The organism is Nostoc sp. 'Peltigera membranacea cyanobiont' 232, assembly GCF_002245985.1.
Classification (GTDB): domain Bacteria; phylum Cyanobacteriota; class Cyanobacteriia; order Cyanobacteriales; family Nostocaceae; genus Nostoc.
Genome location: NZ_NOLK01000015.1, coordinates 14,205 through 30,751, shown reverse-complemented (window position 1 = coordinate 30,751; position 16,547 = coordinate 14,205). Strand labels below are relative to the sequence as shown.

Annotated in this window: 13 protein-coding genes; 8 read left to right on the top strand and 5 right to left on the bottom strand. The window is 42.6% G+C overall.

Translation table 11 applies throughout. The features are described 5' to 3' along the window. Nucleotides 1-208 precede the first annotated feature (208 nt). Complete coding sequence (locus CDG79_RS07420; protein WP_094341570.1) at nucleotides 209-2,074, top strand: DUF1565 domain-containing protein; 1,866 nt, start codon at nucleotides 209-211, stop codon at nucleotides 2,072-2,074. Between the two features lie 23 nt (nucleotides 2,075-2,097). Here the strand turns inward: CDG79_RS07420 and CDG79_RS07415 are convergent, their stop codons facing one another. Further along, entirely contained in the window at nucleotides 2,098-3,327 is a 1,230-nt protein-coding gene (locus CDG79_RS07415; RefSeq protein ID WP_094341569.1) for a TetR/AcrR family transcriptional regulator, read from the bottom strand. Nucleotides 3,328-3,611: 284 nt separating this feature from the next. On the opposite strand from CDG79_RS07415, the gene CDG79_RS07410 reads away from it, so the two are divergent. Then, complete coding sequence (locus CDG79_RS07410; RefSeq protein WP_094341568.1) at nucleotides 3,612-4,469, top strand: acyl-CoA desaturase; 858 nt, start codon at nucleotides 3,612-3,614, stop codon at nucleotides 4,467-4,469. Nucleotides 4,470-4,909: 440 nt separating this feature from the next. After that, entirely contained in the window at nucleotides 4,910-6,406 is a 1,497-nt protein-coding gene (locus CDG79_RS07405) for a flavin-containing monooxygenase (protein WP_094341567.1), read from the top strand. A 186-nt stretch (nucleotides 6,407-6,592) separates the two neighbouring features. Here the strand turns inward: CDG79_RS07405 and rppA are convergent, their stop codons facing one another. Beyond that, nucleotides 6,593-7,291 carry a two-component system response regulator RppA gene (rppA, locus tag CDG79_RS07400; RefSeq protein WP_094341566.1) on the bottom strand — a complete coding sequence of 233 codons (699 nt, stop codon included), beginning with the start codon at nucleotides 7,289-7,291 and terminating at the stop codon, nucleotides 6,593-6,595. A gap of 66 nt (nucleotides 7,292-7,357) precedes the next feature. Here rppA and hisG point away from each other — a divergent pair, with 66 nt between their 5' ends. The 5 genes from hisG to CDG79_RS07375 all read left to right on the top strand — a co-directional run bounded on the left by hisG (nucleotide 7,358) and on the right by CDG79_RS07375 (nucleotide 14,612). Beyond that, nucleotides 7,358-8,002, top strand: a complete 645-nt coding sequence (hisG, locus tag CDG79_RS07395) for an ATP phosphoribosyltransferase (RefSeq protein WP_094341565.1) — start codon at nucleotides 7,358-7,360, stop codon at nucleotides 8,000-8,002. 248 nt (nucleotides 8,003-8,250) lie between these two features. Next, complete coding sequence (locus tag CDG79_RS07390; protein WP_094341564.1) at nucleotides 8,251-10,812, top strand: GAF domain-containing protein; 2,562 nt, start codon at nucleotides 8,251-8,253, stop codon at nucleotides 10,810-10,812. A gap of 17 nt (nucleotides 10,813-10,829) precedes the next feature. Then, nucleotides 10,830-11,255 (top strand): response regulator, encoded by a 426-nt coding sequence (locus CDG79_RS07385; RefSeq protein ID WP_335088645.1) that lies wholly within the window; start codon nucleotides 10,830-10,832, stop codon nucleotides 11,253-11,255. A gap of 5 nt (nucleotides 11,256-11,260) precedes the next feature. Next, complete coding sequence (locus tag CDG79_RS07380) at nucleotides 11,261-13,519, top strand: hybrid sensor histidine kinase/response regulator (RefSeq protein WP_094341562.1); 2,259 nt, start codon at nucleotides 11,261-11,263, stop codon at nucleotides 13,517-13,519. 181 nt (nucleotides 13,520-13,700) lie between these two features. After that, nucleotides 13,701-14,612 (top strand): hypothetical protein, encoded by a 912-nt coding sequence (locus CDG79_RS07375; protein WP_094341614.1) that lies wholly within the window; start codon nucleotides 13,701-13,703, stop codon nucleotides 14,610-14,612. A 152-nt stretch (nucleotides 14,613-14,764) separates the two neighbouring features. Here the strand turns inward: CDG79_RS07375 and ychF are convergent, their stop codons facing one another. The 3 genes from ychF to yidD form a co-directional block, all read right to left on the bottom strand. Continuing rightward, a complete protein-coding gene (gene ychF, locus CDG79_RS07370) occupies nucleotides 14,765-15,856 on the bottom strand; it encodes a redox-regulated ATPase YchF (RefSeq protein WP_094341561.1) in 1,092 nt (363 codons plus the stop codon). Nucleotides 15,857-15,901: 45 nt separating this feature from the next. Next, nucleotides 15,902-16,099 (bottom strand): hypothetical protein, encoded by a 198-nt coding sequence (locus CDG79_RS07365; protein WP_094341560.1) that lies wholly within the window; start codon nucleotides 16,097-16,099, stop codon nucleotides 15,902-15,904. A 190-nt stretch (nucleotides 16,100-16,289) separates the two neighbouring features. After that, nucleotides 16,290-16,526 (bottom strand): membrane protein insertion efficiency factor YidD, encoded by a 237-nt coding sequence (yidD, locus tag CDG79_RS07360; RefSeq protein ID WP_012412579.1) that lies wholly within the window; start codon nucleotides 16,524-16,526, stop codon nucleotides 16,290-16,292. Nucleotides 16,527-16,547: the final 21 nt, after the last annotated feature.

Here is a 16,547-nt window from a genome sequence, read left to right as displayed (position 1 = left end):
TATTCTGAGGCGATGATTGTTAGATGTGAATAATGACAAGCTCTTTGGGGGTGAAAGTCTTTTGGCAAAGATATTGTTGAACAGACACAATATCATTTATTACCCTGTATTAAAAATCGCCAATCAGTCAATATGTGAGTAATATTATCGACATAATACTCTCTAAGAGTATAAGAATTTATTGTTACTTCTAAGGAGTGTGTTAAATATGATTCACTGGAGTGCATTTACTAAGTACCGTAGAGTAGATATTATGCTTGCAAGGCTGAAGTTTCTGGAATCAGCAAAGCTTTTATTTTTTAGCTTATCAGTATTATCTTTTACCGTCAGTATAGGAACAGCAAGTATAGCGTTCCTGGGTAGCGCGATCGCTCAGATGCCATCGACACCAAATTCAGCACCTGTGGGTGAGAAAACCAATTCTCAGGCTAACATGCTGTTTGTCAACCCCAATGGTGGAAATGACAGCGCAGGTAATGGCAGCGAATCTGCTCCTGTAAAAACGATTACCCATGCGTTGCGATTAGCTAACGCCAATACTGTAATTATGCTCTCCACGGGTACTTATAGCGCCGAGACAGGAGAGGAATTTCCCTTAATGCTGAAACCGGGTGTTTCAATTCAAGGCAACCCTAGCAATCAAGGTAAGGATATTATCATTCAGGGAGGTGGTGATTACCTGAGCCGCAGCTTTGCTGGTCAAAATGTCACAATTGTAGGAGCAACCCAAGCTTTGCTCGCTGGGGTAACGGTAACGAACCCCAATCGCCGGGGTTACGGTTTATGGATTGAATCGAGCGATCCGGTAATCGCGGAAAATACATTTACTGGTAGTACTCAAGATGGCATTTCTGTATGTGGTAATGCTGCACCCACTATTAGCAAGAATTACTTCGATCGCAATGGAGCCAATGGCATCACAATAGCTGGTAACTCCAGTCCCCAAGTGAAGGAGAATGTTTTTCACGAAACGGGTTTTGGAATTAATATTGCTCAAAATGCCGCTCCGATAGTCATAGGCAATCAAATTCAGAACAATAGATCGGGAATTGTGGTGCAAGCAAAAGCCCGCCCGATTTTACGGAATAATATTATTCAAGATAATAAAGAAGATGGTTTAGTTGCGATCGCTCAAGCAATGCCAGATTTGGGTAGTGCATCGGAACCTGGGGGTAATCAATTTCAAAATAATGCCCGCTATGACATCAACGCCAGCGCTGCTAAAGAGGTGATTTCTGCTGGCGGTAATAATCTTGTGAGCGATCGCATCACTGGCAAGGTAGATATTAACGGGACAATAGCACTAGCAGCCCAAAATTCTCAATCGACTCCCAGCAATGTGCCACAAGAAATACCACCAACTGGGGAAATCACCTTCTCGGCTCCCGAAACCTCTGAAACTACCAATGGGCAAACCAGCAACAGCATTTCAGCAAATAATCCTGTTTCTACACAATTAAATAGTCAATTGCTGCCATTAGTGCCAGCCAATGTTCCACTTTCCAGGCCTATATCCAATCAGCAGCAAACTACCTCTAAAATTGTCGATTTTCCTACTCCTAGCAGTTTGTCAGCCAGACAAATACCTGCAACTTTCAGTCCAGCGCAGCCGCCTAATACACCACAGTTAAATTATGTGCGGATCGATCCTAATACGATTGAGTTTACAGCCCCTGAGTACCCATCCAATTCAGTTGCCAGCACGAGGAATCAAACACAGCAGCCATTACCAATAGTAGAAGCTACTGCCCCAAATGCGTCAGCACTTTTACCACTTCCCGATCGCAATATCTCTATCCCTAATCCTCGCAATATACAAACAAGTTCTGTAACTATGCCCGATCGCGGTAACTCTGCGACACAGTTCGGTATCCGTTATCGCGTAGTTGTTCCACTCTTCACTGATAAAGATAAAGATTTAGTGCGATCGCTTGCTCCTGGTGCGTTTCCCACAGTTTGGCAAGGCCAAAGAGTTATGCAAGCAGGAGTATTTAGCAGTGAATATAACGCTAAAGAAATGCTCAAAACCCTCTCTAGTAAAGGTTTAAGAGCCATTATGGAGCCGTTGAATTAATGAGTGCTGAGTGCTAAAAAATCCTATCCTGGCTTGTGATCCAAACGGGTGGCTTGCTCTAAGGCGGCTTTTTCTTTAGCTCGGCGGACATAAGGTTGTAATTGAGAGCGATCGCAACCTGTTAAAATAATCAAATTTTCTAAGCTGATTCCCCGCATTAACATTTCTACGCGCCAGGTTTGTTGCGCCTGGGCGATCGCTGGCGTTTGTCCTTGGGGAGTTAATAGTCCCTCACTCCAAACTTGCCAACGTTTCTCAAGCTCTGATTCTGACATCGGCGTGCCTATTTCATTCAGAAACATGCCTGTTTGAGCATCTTTACGACTTTTCAGCCATTTAATTAAGGGATTATTGGTAAAAGAACCGTAGCGTTTCCCCAAAATCCATTGATTCACAGGCACTTGACGGACAAATCCGGGGATTGTAATTTGTAGGAAATGCCCTTGAGTATCGTAGATTTGGTGCGATCGCTCCAAGCGAATTATTTCAGTGGCGGATAACCCAGCCCCAAATAACACATAAGCCAAGGCATAATCTCGGATTCCCGATTTCCTTGCTTGTTGCAAAATTTCATTAACTAAACTAGCTGGTAAATCAGCTACTTCTGTGGTGTTAAACCCTCCTTGGAAACAGCTTGTTGCTGATTCTGCTGAGGATGACATGGCTCCATGTAAAAACAACTCCACCAAATTTTCCAGAAAATCATCCCGATCCTCCCAAAGTTCGTGAAATTCGCTGGTGAACTCAATTACGGCATATCCCAAGATCATCCCATTCAGCAAACTGGCTAATTTTTCTGCTGGTAAATAGGTATTTAGGTGTCCTTGCTGGATTACAGTAGCTAAATACTGAGCTACATAGCGGTTTGCCTCTGTTACTCCCCTGCCTAATGCGCGGCGATTTTCTGCCGGAAATTGGTCGGCTTCACCTACCACAGACCGGACGAACTCTGGCACTCGTTCTAATGCATGTAAGCTATCACTTGCATAATCTTTCAGAGCTTGGTAGACATTGCCAGGAGGTGTTGCCCGCCGCACTAGCGACTCACCTAAATCCTTGAAGGCTGCGGACTCTTCTAGCACAGCTAAAAGTAATCCGTGCTTATTGCCAAAATTCCGAAATAGAGTCACTTCGTTGACTTCGGCTTTTTCAGCAATTTGGCGGGTTGTGGTAGCGCTAACTCCCTGAGCCGAAAACAACTCAAGTGCAGCTTGAATCAGGCGTTGACGAGTGGAAATAAGGTGAGAAGACATAGAAAAATGCAAGTGGCACTTGCAGGGATATCAGAGTTCTGCTAGCATAACAAATGTAAGTGATACTTGCTTTACTCTCCCCTACGGGTGACGCTCCTGCGTCGCTAGTGCTGCGCTAACGCCAGCCACTAATGGGGGAAACCCCCTTGGCCCTAGCCTCTCCCTTTGGGAGAAGACCGCGCTGGCTCACTGTAACTAACATAATATACAGTGCGAGTAAATCCCTTGTGGGATGGCATCCGAGAAAAGGCAAATTGCTTCATCATCCATCAACAGGAATTTTTATGACCGCAAATTTTGGGGCGATCGCCCCTGAGAGAGGCAACTCACCTCAACTCAGTTGGACAAATGTAGTATTTTTTACTACGTTTCATGCTTTAGCACTTCTGGCTCCTTGGTTTTTCTCCTGGCCAGCATTAGGTTTGCTAGTGTTTCTCCACTGGTTATTCGGGAGTATTGGTATTTGCCTGGGATATCATAGACTACTGAGCCATAAGAGCTTCCAAGTCCCCAAGTGGTTAGAGTATGCGATCGCCCTCATTGGAGCGCTGGCTTTACAAGGTGGGCCAATTTTTTGGGTAGGTGGACACCGCCAGCATCACGCTCACACGGAAGATATTAATTTAGACCCCTACTCTGCTCAAAGAGGATTTTGGTGGAGTCATATACTATGGATTTTCTACCCGCGTCCCGAATTTTTTGACTATGAAACCTATAAGAAATATGCCCCCGATCTAGCTAGACAACCCTTCTATTGTTGGCTGGATCGCTACTTTTTGCTGTTGCAAATACCCTTCGCACTGCTCCTATATGCTTTAGGAGGATGGCCTTTTGTGTTCTATGGTGTGTTTCTTAGATGTGTCTTGCTTTGGCACTCAACCTGGTTTGTGAACTCAGCATCACATCTGTGGGGTTATCGTACCTTTGATGCTAATGATGGCGCTCGTAATCTTTGGTGGGTATCCATCGTCACTTATGGAGAAGGATGGCATAACAACCATCATACTTATCCCCACATGGCGAAATCTGGATTGTCTTGGTGGGAGATTGATATTACTTGGTGGAGCATCCTAGTTTTGCAGACTTTGGGTTTAGCCAAAAAAGTTGTCTCACGTCCTCCTCAAGGTGCAACTCACGGCTAAATTGCAACTCAAAGATCGTGAATTTCTTAAGCCGATTGCTTCCCGCAGTCGGCTTACTAATTTTTAGGGACTTCCAAATAAAAAAATATCCCAAATTTTCTTGTGGGATGGGCATCTTACCCGTCCCCAATATTAGGATGGGCAAGATGCCCATCCCACAAAATGGATAATTTATTTCTTGGAAAGCCCTTATCAGTATTATTTCACGGTAAAATCTAATCGTTTAAATCACCACAATACATCAAGCGTGAAAACTAACAGCATTTTTTATCGCCTTTAGGACTAGCCCTTTCAAGGTGTGTGATTTTGCAGCTTTTTCGACTGGCTCCCCTACGTATCTTTTCAGAAATCAAACCGGATTCCTATATTGTTCAAGTAAATAAAACCTGCTGTAAATTCATTTTTACAGAGATTATTACGGACTTTACTTAAAAAAGAATATGGAAACCAAGCAAATTTGCGTGATTGGGGCTGGAATTAGTGGTCTGGTAACAACTAAAACTTTTATCGAAGAAGACTACGACGTTACTGTATTCGAGAAACAAAAAGGAATTGGTGGTGTGTGGGAACAATCCCGAAGTTACCCAGAATTAACAACCCAGAATACAGGTGACACATATAGTTTTTCTGATTATCCCATGCCTGCATCATACCCAGAGTGGCCCACAGCAGAGCAGATGCGGAATTACTTAAATTCATACGCCCAGAATTTTGGAGTTCTTGAGAGGATTCGCTTCCAAACGGAAGTTACCAATGTTTCCCGAAAAACTGGAGAACAACCAGGATGGGTAGTTACTATCAGAGTGAAAGATGGTAATAGCGATGAGACAAGAGAGGAAAAGCACGAATTTGACTTTGTACTAGTGTGCAACGGCACATTTAGCATCCCTAAGTTACCTTCTTTGCCTGGTAGAGAAGAGTTTGTCGCGTCTGGAGGACAGGTAATTCATTCTACCGAGTTTAACAATGCATCAATCATTGAGGGTAAACGGGTAGTAGTAGTAGGTTTTGGCAAATCTGCCTGCGATATTGCGACTTTAGGGGCAAACATAGCTAAAAAATCCAGCCTCGTCTTCCGTAAACCGATGTGGAAGGTTCCGAGATTTTTCCTGGGTTTAGTAAACCTGAAGTATATTTTATTAACTCGCTTTTCAGAAGCTTGGTTCCCCTACCGTCAGATGGGACGGGTTGAAAAATTACTACACACTCTGGGGAAGCCGCTAGTATGGGCTTTCTGGCGCACTAATGAGATGCTGATACGCCTGCAATTCGGGCTTGATAGTTGCGGAATGTTGCCCGAACAACCTCTAAATGTGGTTAACTGTACCATTAGCATAGCTCCCCCAGATTTCTTTAAGTACGTCCACTCCGGTAAAATTCAGGCAATTAAAACGAGCATCGCCAAGTTTATCCCTGATGGTGTGGAATTAGCTAATGGTCAGCAGTTGCAAGCAGATGTAGTAATTTTTGGTACAGGATTTACCCAAGAACTTCCCTTTCTCGAAGAAGAATATCGCCGACAGATAATTGATGAAGATGGTAATTTTAACCTTTACCGTTATCTGATTCATCCTAATATTCCCCAGATGGGTTTTGTTGGCTATAACAGCAGTTTTTATAGTCAGTTGACATCAGAAGTTGGTGCTTGGTGGCTACTAGAGTATTTCAAAGGCAACTTGTTATTACCTTCACCGTCAGCAATGTATCAAGAAATGGCAGCAGATATCGATTGGATGAAAACTCAATACCATAGTGTTGTAGCGAGGGCGACATGCATCACTTCGTTTTCCTTGCGTTACACTGAGCAACTTATGGAAGATATGGGTGCAAATAATCAGCTTGGTGTCTGGAAGGGAATTTCACAGATTATGATGCCTGTAGATTTATCTCTGTACAACAAACTTCGACAGGAATTGAAGTCGCAAAAACTAAAATAATTCGTAATTCGTAATTACAAGACGTTTTCCCCAATCCCCAGTCCCTTGCTATAATACGGGGTTCAGTTAAGGTTGAAACTCAACGAACCGCAGACGACACAGAGAGGAGAAAAAATGCTTAACCCAAACGTATTGCTTTCTTTTTAACTAAGAATGACGAATGACGAATGACAAATGACGAATTAGTTAAACTGACTCCACTGTAGAAGCACCGAAACGATAGCCTTTGCCGTAGACTGTGTGAATCAGCGCAGTTTCTCTACCTACCTCAATCTTACGGCGCAGCAAACGAATTAAGGCTGCAATCACATTACTACTGGGTTGTTCTGACTCTTGCCACAAATTATGCATAATTTGGGCATGAGTCATTAGTTGTCCCGTGTGTTCCATAAAATATTGCAGCAACTGACTTTCTTTTTGCGATAACTCAATTATTCTTCCTTGGCGATAGGCGACTTGATTTTCACAATCGAGTTCTAAATCAGCGACGGTTAAACGTCCGGTGGTGGTTTCATAGGTTTGGGAACCGGAACGACGCAATAAAGCCCGGACTCTGGCTAGTAACTCCCGCAGTTCAAAGGGTTTAACTAGATAGTCGTCAGCACCAGCATCTAAACCTTGTACGCGGTCATCTAGAGTATCTTTAGCTGTGAGAAACAGTACAGGAGTAGTTTTGCCTTGTCGTCGCAATTGCTGACAAATCTCTAACCCCGTTTTTCCTGGCAGCATCCAATCTAAAATTAGTAGGTCATAACTGCCTGCTTGTACATATTCGTTGCCACTTGTGCCATCGTAAGCGGCATCCACAATGTAACCCTCACGAGTTAACAAGCGACTCAAGGGTTCAGTTAGTTCAACTTCATCATCAACTAATAAAATTCTCATGCTGCTGTGGTAAGCATATAGAGATATTATTCAACTGCCAGAACGCCAAGGATATTAAGAAAAAGAATGCTGACTGTTGCATTGCCCAAAGGGGAACTCCTTAAAAATAGCATCCGCCTGCTACAATCTGTGGGATTAGATTTTAGTGCTTTTTTAGATTCAGGAACTCGCCAACTTCAAATTCCTGATCCTAAGGGACTTGCAAAAGCTTTGTTGGTACGGGCGCAGGATGTGCCTGTTTATGTAGAATATGGTCAAGCACAACTGGGTATTGTCGGTTACGATGTGTTGCGGGAGAAGCAGCCGCAAGTTGCCCACTTGGTAGATTTGCAGTTTGGAGATTGTCGGATGTCTGTGGCGGTAAAAGCATCTAGTTGTTACCGATCGCCTTTAGATTTACCACCACATGGTAGAGTTGCTTCAAAATATGTGAATTGCGCTCGTGAATATTTCCACAGTCTAGATTTACCTGTAGAAATAGTCCCGTTGTATGGTTCAGTGGAACTAGGCCCAATTACTGGAATGTCAGAAGCGATCGTGGATTTAGTTTCTACAGGGCGAACTCTGCGCGAAAATGGTTTGATTGAAATTGCTACTCTGTATGAAAGCACGGCGCGGTTGATTGCCCATCCTCTAAGTTACCGTTTGAACACGGGTAATCTTAGTGATGTGATTTCCAAGCTGCGGGAAACAGTTTTGATAAAGGTTTAATAGTTACAGCAGAAGTTAGAAGTCAGAAATCAAACTAAAGTTTTCATCAATGAAATCATGATTTTGTTGATGAAAATCATGATTTTTATAACAAGACTAAATTTGTTTACACTAGAATTAGTGCGATCGCAAAAGTACGACAAAATTTCCTGAACAGCCAGGCGCGGGGAAATGACTAAGAATTGTTAAAAAAGATTACGCTACTTTTGATCCAGAAATATTACACTTAAATTTATTAATAAAAGTTAATGAACGCTGGACACATTGATACAGAACTGGCGCGGCTAGAAGCCCTCCGCCAGTATCAAATTCTTGACACTGAACCCGAAAAAGCTTACGACAATCTTGCTCAGTTAGCGGCATTTATTTGTGATACTCCCATCTCTTTGGTAAATTTTATTGATGAAAACCGTCAATGGTTTAAGGCAAAAGTAGGTTTAGATGTATCAGAAATGCCCCGGTGTGTTGGATTGTCTTACCTTTGCCAAGAGCAACGTCAGGTTGTAGTGGTTCCTGATACCTTAGCTGATGAAAAGTTGGCCAATAATGCGGTAGTAACTGGCTACCCATACGTGCGATTTTATGCGGGCGTACCCTTAATTACCCCAAGGGGAGATATGCTAGGAACTCTGTGTGTAATTGACCAAGTTCCCAAAGAATTGAGCCAAAAACAAGTTGAAGCACTTGTGGCTTTGAGTCACTTAGTAATCGACCAATTAGAACTTAGGCGTTATGTAACTGAAGTATCTGAAGTTACTGAAAAGCTAATGGCACAGGAGCAAGCAGCTAGCGCCCAGTCTGAAGCTGCGAGAACCCGCACCAATAATCTTCTTGAAAGCATCACTGATGGTTTTTTTGCCTTAGATAAAAAGTGGCGATTCACCTACATTAATGGTCAAGCAGAACGGCTGTTGCAAAAAAAACAAAATGAGCTTTTGGGTAAAAACATCTGGGAAGTTTTTCCAGAAATCATCGGCACAACATTTTACCGTGAGTATCACAAGGCAATTTTAGAACAGGTGAGTGTGGAATTTGAGGAGTTTTATCCGCCACTAAACTGCTGGCTGCAAGTCCACGGTTATCCTGCAAAAGACGGCTTGTCTATTTATTTTCAAGACATTACTGAACGGCGGCGAACAACAGAAGCATTACGGGAAAGTGAAGAACGCTGGCAATTAGCATTACATGGTAATAATGATGGCATCTGGGATTGGAACCTCAAGACTAATGAAGTGTTCTTCTCAACTCAGTGGAAAGAAATGCTCGGTTATAAAGACCACGAAGTTTCCAATGGTTGGGATGAATGGATAAAACGAATCCACCCCGATGAGCGAGACTTGGTACTTCAAGCCTTCCAAGACCACTTTGCCAAGAAAACACCGTTTTACGTCTGTGAATATCGAGTCCAATGCCAAAACGGCAGCTATAAATGGATTCTAGATCGAGGACAGGCACTTTGGGACGCATTGGGTGATATAGTTCGCATGGTGGGTTCTTATACAGATATCACAGATCGCAAGCGGGCAGATGAGGAATTAAAACGGCAGAATTTACGATCGCAATTATTTGCTGAAATTACTCTGAAAATTCGAGAATCTTTACAAATAGATGAAATTCTTCAAACCACAGTTATTGAGGTACAAAAATTACTCCAAGCTGACCGAGTTTTAATTTTCCGACTGGAAACTGATGGTTCGGGAACAGTGATACAAGAGGCAGTATTACCTGGTTGGCCCTTAATTTTGGGAGAAAATCTGAACGATAAATGCTTTAAAGAACAATACATAGAAAGATATCGTCGGGGCAGAGTGAGTGCTATTGAAGACATTGAAGCTGCTCATATTCAACCATGTCATCGAGAATTTCTTCAGCAGTTTGCTGTGAGAGCTAACCTCGTAGTACCGATTCTTGTCAGGGATGGCATTTGGGGCTTGTTGCTGGCTCATCAGTGTGCCGCACCTCGACAGTGGAATAACTTTGAGACGGAGTTGTTACAGCAACTAGCTAACCAAATTGGTATTGCTTTATCTCAAGCGCAACTATTAGAAAAAGAAACTCAGCAAAGTCAAGAACTCGTCCGTTCTAATGCAGAATTGGAACAATTTGCTTATGTGGCTTCCCATGACTTGCAAGAGCCGTTACGGATGGTAACAAGTTATTTACAGCTACTAGAGCGAAGATACAAAAATCAACTTGATGCCAATGCCGATCAGTTTATCACTTATGCAGTAGATGGGGCCCGGCGAATGCAGACCCTAATCAACGATTTATTGAACTATTCTCGCGTCAGCACCCGTGGACAACCTTTTAAGTTAGTTGATTGTGATGTCATCTTACGATCTGCGATCGCTAATCTCCAAATTGCGATCGCAGATAGTAAAGCAATTGTTACTCACGACCCTCTACCGAAAGTGATGGCTGATACTACCCAACTCACACAAGTATTTCAAAACCTGATTGGTAACGCCATCAAATTTTGCCAAAATCAGCAGCCACAAATTCACATTGGGGTAGCCAAGCCAAATGCAAATTTAGACGGGGAAAATTTAAATTCCATCCCATCGGTAGATGAATGGTTGTTCTGGATATGCGACAATGCAATTGGTTTAGAATCCCAGTATGCAGAACGCATTTTTATAATTTTCCAGCGCTTGCACGGTAGAGATAAGTATCCTGGTACTGGAATCGGTCTAGCAATTTGTAAAAAGATTATAGAACGCCACGGCGGCCGGATCTGGGTTGAGTCGAAACCGGGTCAAGGCTCGACTTTCTACTTCACAATTCCAGATAGAGCAGGTAAGCAATCGTGAGTACCATAAAAGCGATTATGCCTATTGAGGTTTTGTTGGTAGAAGATAATCCTGGCGATGCTCAACTTACACGCATCGCCCTAGAAGATAGTAAAATATCGATTCACCTAAATGTGGTCGAAGATGGTGTGGAGGCAATGGCATTCTTGCGGAAACAAGGGCAATACATCACAGTAGCTCATCCCGATATTGTACTGCTCGATTTTAACCTACCGAGAAAAGATGGGCGAGAAGTACTGGCAGAAATCAAAGCAGACGAAAAGCTCAAAAGAATTCCCGTAGTAGTTCTGACGACTTCCCAAGCTGAAGAAGACATCCTCAAAGCCTATAATTTATCTGCAAACTGTTATATAACTAAGCCAGTAGATTTCGATCAATTCGTTAAAATTGTACAATCAATAGAAAATTTTTGGTTTGCGATCGTAAAACTGCCACCGGAGTAGTGGAAATGGCAGGTAAAAATATTAAAGTCTTGTTAGTAGAAGATAACCCTGGTGATGTTTTTTTATTACAGGAGTTTTTAAAGGAAGTTACAACAGTTGTAGTTGATTTGATGCCCGTTGAGCGGCTTTCTGAAGCAATTAACTACCTAGCAAAGGAAATCTTTGATGTGATTCTGCTAGACCTCTCGCTGCCAGATAGCCAGGGGCTAGAAACCTTTGTCATCGCTCACCATCAAGCAAAAGCCACTCCGATAATTGTGCTGACTGGTATAAATGATGAAACCTTGGCAATTAGGGCAATGCAGGAAGGAGCGCAGGATTATTTGGTGAAAGGGCAAGTAACTGGCGACTTGCTGGTACGTTCCATGCGTTATGCCATCGAACGTCAACGGGCAGACAACGCATTGCGCCACAGTGAGGAGCGATTTCGGGTGGCCCTCAAAAACTCCCCTATCTTTGTCTACAACCAAGATATGGAGTTACGCTACACCTGGGTTTACAATCCCCCATCGGGCTTGACAGTTGAAGAAATATTGGGCAAACAAGACTTGGATATTATCCCAGTTGAAGATGCTCAACATCTCATTACAATTAAGCATGGGGTGTTAACTACTGGTATAGGAACGCGAGAGGAAGTATCAATTACAATCAAAGATACAACTCGATATTACGACTTGACCGTTGAGCCATTGCGGAATGAGTTGCAAGAAGTTGTGGGCGTGACATGCGCCAGTATTGATATTAGCGAACGTAAATTGGCAGAAGAAAAAATCCGCGAACAAGCAGCATTACTTGATGTCACCACAGATGCCATTTGCGTCCGAGATTTAAACAATCAAATTATTTTCTGGAACAAAGGCGCAGAAACACTTTTTGGTTGGCGAGCTACAGAGGCTTGGGGCAAAAATGCTAGCGAGCTTTTGTATGACGAACCTTCACCAGAAATTGAAGCGGCTCTTTTACAAGCTACTAGTAAAGGAAAGTGGCAGGGCGAGTTAAATAAACTCACCAAAAATGACAAAGAAATCCTTGTTGCTAGTCGCTGGAGTTTAGTGTACGACGAACAAGGAAAACCGAAAGCAATTCTCACCGTTGACACAGATATTACCGAGAAAAAGCACCTAGAAGCCCAATTGTTTCGCGCCCAACGCTTGGAAAGCATCGGCACTCTAGCTAGTGGTATTGCTCATGACCTCAACAACATCCTGACACCGATTTTGGCCGGAGCGCAACTGTTACCACTCAAATTTCCTGATGCAGATGAACGCACCCGTCATCTATTGGAGATTTTGGAAATCAACGCTAGACGCGGGGCTGATTTAGTTAAACAAGTACTGTCATTTGCGCGGGGTGTAGAAGGAAAGCGCATCACTTTGCAAATCAGACATCTAATTGTGGAAGTTGGCAAGATTCTTAAAGAGACATTTCCCAAATCCATACAAATCAGCACTGATGTCCTGCAAGATTTGTGGATGGTTTCTGGAGATAGCACCCAACTACATCAAGTGCTAATGAACCTCTGCGTTAACGCCCGCGATGCAATGCCCAATGGCGGTAGTTTGAGTCTCTATGCTGAAAATGTGTTGATTGATGAAAATTATGCCCGCATGAACCTGGAAGCAAAAGAGGGGCCTTACATAGTGATGACTGTCTCCGATACTGGAGTTGGGATTGCAAAAGAAATCTTAGATAGAATTTTCGAGCCATTTTTTACCACAAAAGATGTCGGAAAAGGCACAGGGTTAGGACTTTCTACCGTCCTTGGCATCGTTAAAAGCCACGGTGGTTTTGTGAACGTGGATAGTGAACCGGGAACTGGCACCAGCTTTCAGGTTTACTTACCAGCAGTGGAAGGAATGGAAACAATTACTCCAGAAGAATTGCCACCACAGGCAGGACATGGAGAATTGATTTTGGTTGTGGATGATGAAGTTGCTATTCAAGAAATTACGAGAACATCACTGGAAGCTCACAACTACAAAACCCTAATTGCCAGTGATGGGATTGAAGCGATCGCCCTATACGCTCAAAATCGGGATAAAATTGATGCTGTACTCATGGATATTATGCTGCCCACACTGGATGGTTTAACTACCATCCGCACCCTGAAAAAAATCAATCCCTTAGTCAGAATTATTGCCAGCAGTGGACTTATGTCTGATAATAAACTCAGTGCAGTAGCTGCTACTGGTATCAATACATTCTTGGTAAAGCCCTATACTATCAACGAATTATTGCTTTCTTTACAAAAAGTACTATCGTAACTCCATTAATTACGTAAATATCCTGATAATCTCAAGTATAAAATATTCCTTAATAGAGGTGGATGCAAATTTTCTGAATTTGATATGATTGAGCATCGACTAACACACTCTTCTTACGGAGTGTAGGCAGTGGGAATTTTCTAACCCCATGCCCAATGCCCCATGCCCAATCCTTTTTAATATGCCTCGGTTTCTTAGGTTGATCGTAAATATAGTAGTCTTGAGTGCATTGTTGCTCATATCTGTGCAAGTTTGGGCGCAAGATTGGCGACCAGTTCGCGGTGGTATTCCTTTCGGTATCAGTGGTATGGCTTTGATAAAGCAACAAAGCAATTCTCTAGATTTTCTGATTGTTCATGACAACAAAAAACCCAATCAAACCCGTTTAGCAACTATTAGTCTTAAAGGGAAAAACCAACCTGAATATTTCCCTTTAAACTGGCCAAATAACATAGAATTGCCCATCGATTTAGAAGCTTTAACATCTGTTCCAGAAAAAATAAAATTTTCTTTTATCGCTTTAAGTAGTTCTGGAAAAGCCTATTACATCAGATTAAATCCAGTCACTAAAACCATCTTAGTTCTCAAAGAATTCAATTTACCAGGAATTATTCAAGGAAATAATTTTGAAGGATTTGGATTACAAAATATAGACGGTAAATTAGTTGCTATTTGGGCACATCGAGGTGAAGGAGAACAACCAGCAACTATTTTTTGGGGAATCTTTGATTTGGCTAAATATCAAATTACTCTCGCGGGTTCTGCCAATCTGAAAGCACCGTTTCCATCTGGCAATGTTCGTCATATTTCAGATATTAAGATAGACCCCATAGGAATTGTGTACATCACCTCAGCAAGTGATGCTGGAGATGATGGCCCATTTCAGTCAGATGTATATGTCGCTGGTTATCTAGGATTACATGGTAACAAAATTGTATGGCGACAAAATTCTCAACTTGTTCCTATTTACCGCTCTGATTACCACAAAATTGAAGGTATAGAACTTATTCCCGGTGCGGAAGGTGGTGTAATTGTTGGTACAGATGATGAGAATTTGGGTTCCTACGTATACATGCTGGGTGGAACTAACTGAAGTATGTCCTTGCTTGCTTATTTGCGATCGCCTAACAACTTTGTTAAAGAGTATACATACACTAAGGCTTTTGTCAAGTTGTTTTAGTGCGATCGCAATTTGGTATAAGATTACCATTATCTGATTGATAACGGCCACTTAATTAATCACCCCTACACATTAAATCGGAACAACATTACATCCCCTTCCTGCACAACATACTCTTTCCCTTCACTGCGAACCAACCCTTTTTCCTTTGCAGCATTCATCGAACCAGTTGTTACCAAATCTTTATAAGCGACAGTTTCAGCGCGAATAAATCCCCGCTCAAAATCACTGTGGATTACACCAGCAGCTTGAGGTGCAGACATTCCGGCATTAATTGTCCAAGCGCGGGTTTCTTTGGGGCCGCAGGTGAAATATGTCCGTAAGCCTAGAAGCATATAAGTTGCCCGAATCAATGATTTCAAACCGCCTTCTTCCACACCTAAAGATGCGAGAAAATCAGCTTTATCTGACTCTGGTAATTCTACTAATTCCGCTTCAACTTGGGCTGAAACTATCACAACTTGAGCATTTTCTGTAGCTGCAATTTGCCGCACTGTTTCCACAAAATGATTACCAGTTGCCAACTCATCCTCAGATACGTTGGCTGCATAGATAATCGGTTTATAAGTGAGCAGTTCTAATCCCTTAATAATTACTTCTTCTTCTTCATTCAAACTTACCTGACGCACCGATTTACCTTCATTTAAAGCCGCAGCTAATTTTTCTAAAACTGTGATTTCAAATTGTGCATCTTTGCTGGTACGAGCTTGTTTGCGAGTCCGGTCAATTCGCCGCTCAATTTGTGATAAATCTGATAAACCCAGTTCTATATTAATGATTTCAATATCTCGTGCTGGGTCAACAGAACCAGCAACATGGATAATATCGTCATTTTCAAAACAACGTACCACATGGACGATCGCATCAACTTCCCGGATGTGGGACAGGAATTGATTCCCTAGTCCCTCACCCTGACTTGCACCTTTAACTAAACCGGCAATATCTACAAATTCCACCCGCGCCGGAATAGTTTGTACCGAACTGGCAATCTTAGCAAGAACATTTAACCGCTCATCCGGTACTGCGACAACGCCGACATTCGGTTCAATCGTGCAAAAAGGGAAGTTAGCTGCTTCTGCTTTAGCATTAGCAACTACAGCATTAAATAAAGTAGATTTTCCGACGTTGGGAAGTCCGACAATTCCGGCTCTTAGCATTTTGGATTTTAGATTTGAGATTTTGGATTACATTACCAAGGTAATCTAAACAGGTTCCGGTATGGTTTGGGGAATTGGCCCTGGAACTGTTTGAGGAATGGGAGCAGGTACTGGTTCTGGTACAGGCCCCGGTAACGGTTGAGGAATCGCTGGCCCCGGTACTGGTTCGGGACTAGGTAGCGGACTCGGGCCAGGAGTAGGAATTTGTGGTTCAGGTATAGAAATCGCAGTAAGATTAATCATCGTAAGTCCAAATTAAATTATTCAACCTTCCCACGCTAGATGACAACCTCATCTGTTGACATCTCCCCAAATAGCTATACCCACGAACACATCCTTTAATAATTTTGTCATTCTCTGCATCCCTCTGCGCTTCCCTTTGCGCCCCTTTGTGTTTAAACTCCAACCTCAATTCGCCACCATTTGCACAAAACTACTCCTCCTTGACCTTTTCTACCACCTCTGGCACTGGATCGTAACCACCTGGATGAAACGGATGACAGCGCAAAATCCGCCGAGTTGCCATCCAGCTACCACGTAACACTCCAAATCGTTCAATGGCTTCAATAGCATACATCGAACAAGTTGGTTGAAAGCGACAAGTCGGGAGAAACAACGGCGAGATAAACATTCGGTAGCCCCGAATCAGCCAAATAAATAATAATTTCATTGCAGCTACCCAAATCTTATA

Bases quoted from the DNA above. Each gene is read 5' to 3' on its own strand.
- CDG79_RS07375 (WP_094341614.1), top strand. From the start codon at position 13,701: ATGCCTCGGTTTCTTAGGTTGATCGTAAATATAGTAGTCTTGAGTGCA.
- ychF (WP_094341561.1), bottom strand. From the start codon at position 15,856: ATGCTAAGAGCCGGAATTGTCGGACTTCCCAACGTCGGAAAATCTACT.
- CDG79_RS07380 (WP_094341562.1), top strand. From the start codon at position 11,261: ATGGCAGGTAAAAATATTAAAGTCTTGTTAGTAGAAGATAACCCTGGT.
- CDG79_RS07385 (WP_335088645.1), top strand. From the start codon at position 10,830: ATGCCTATTGAGGTTTTGTTGGTAGAAGATAATCCTGGCGATGCTCAA.
- CDG79_RS07390 (WP_094341564.1), top strand. From the start codon at position 8,251: ATGAACGCTGGACACATTGATACAGAACTGGCGCGGCTAGAAGCCCTC.
- CDG79_RS07410 (WP_094341568.1), top strand. From the start codon at position 3,612: ATGACCGCAAATTTTGGGGCGATCGCCCCTGAGAGAGGCAACTCACCT.
- rppA (WP_094341566.1), bottom strand. From the start codon at position 7,291: ATGAGAATTTTATTAGTTGATGATGAAGTTGAACTAACTGAACCCTTG.
- CDG79_RS07365 (WP_094341560.1), bottom strand. From the start codon at position 16,099: ATGATTAATCTTACTGCGATTTCTATACCTGAACCACAAATTCCTACT.
- yidD (WP_012412579.1), bottom strand. From the start codon at position 16,526: ATGAAATTATTATTTATTTGGCTGATTCGGGGCTACCGAATGTTTATC.
- CDG79_RS07415 (WP_094341569.1), bottom strand. From the start codon at position 3,327: ATGTCTTCTCACCTTATTTCCACTCGTCAACGCCTGATTCAAGCTGCA.
- CDG79_RS07420 (WP_094341570.1), top strand. From the start codon at position 209: ATGATTCACTGGAGTGCATTTACTAAGTACCGTAGAGTAGATATTATG.
- CDG79_RS07405 (WP_094341567.1), top strand. From the start codon at position 4,910: ATGGAAACCAAGCAAATTTGCGTGATTGGGGCTGGAATTAGTGGTCTG.
- hisG (WP_094341565.1), top strand. From the start codon at position 7,358: ATGCTGACTGTTGCATTGCCCAAAGGGGAACTCCTTAAAAATAGCATC.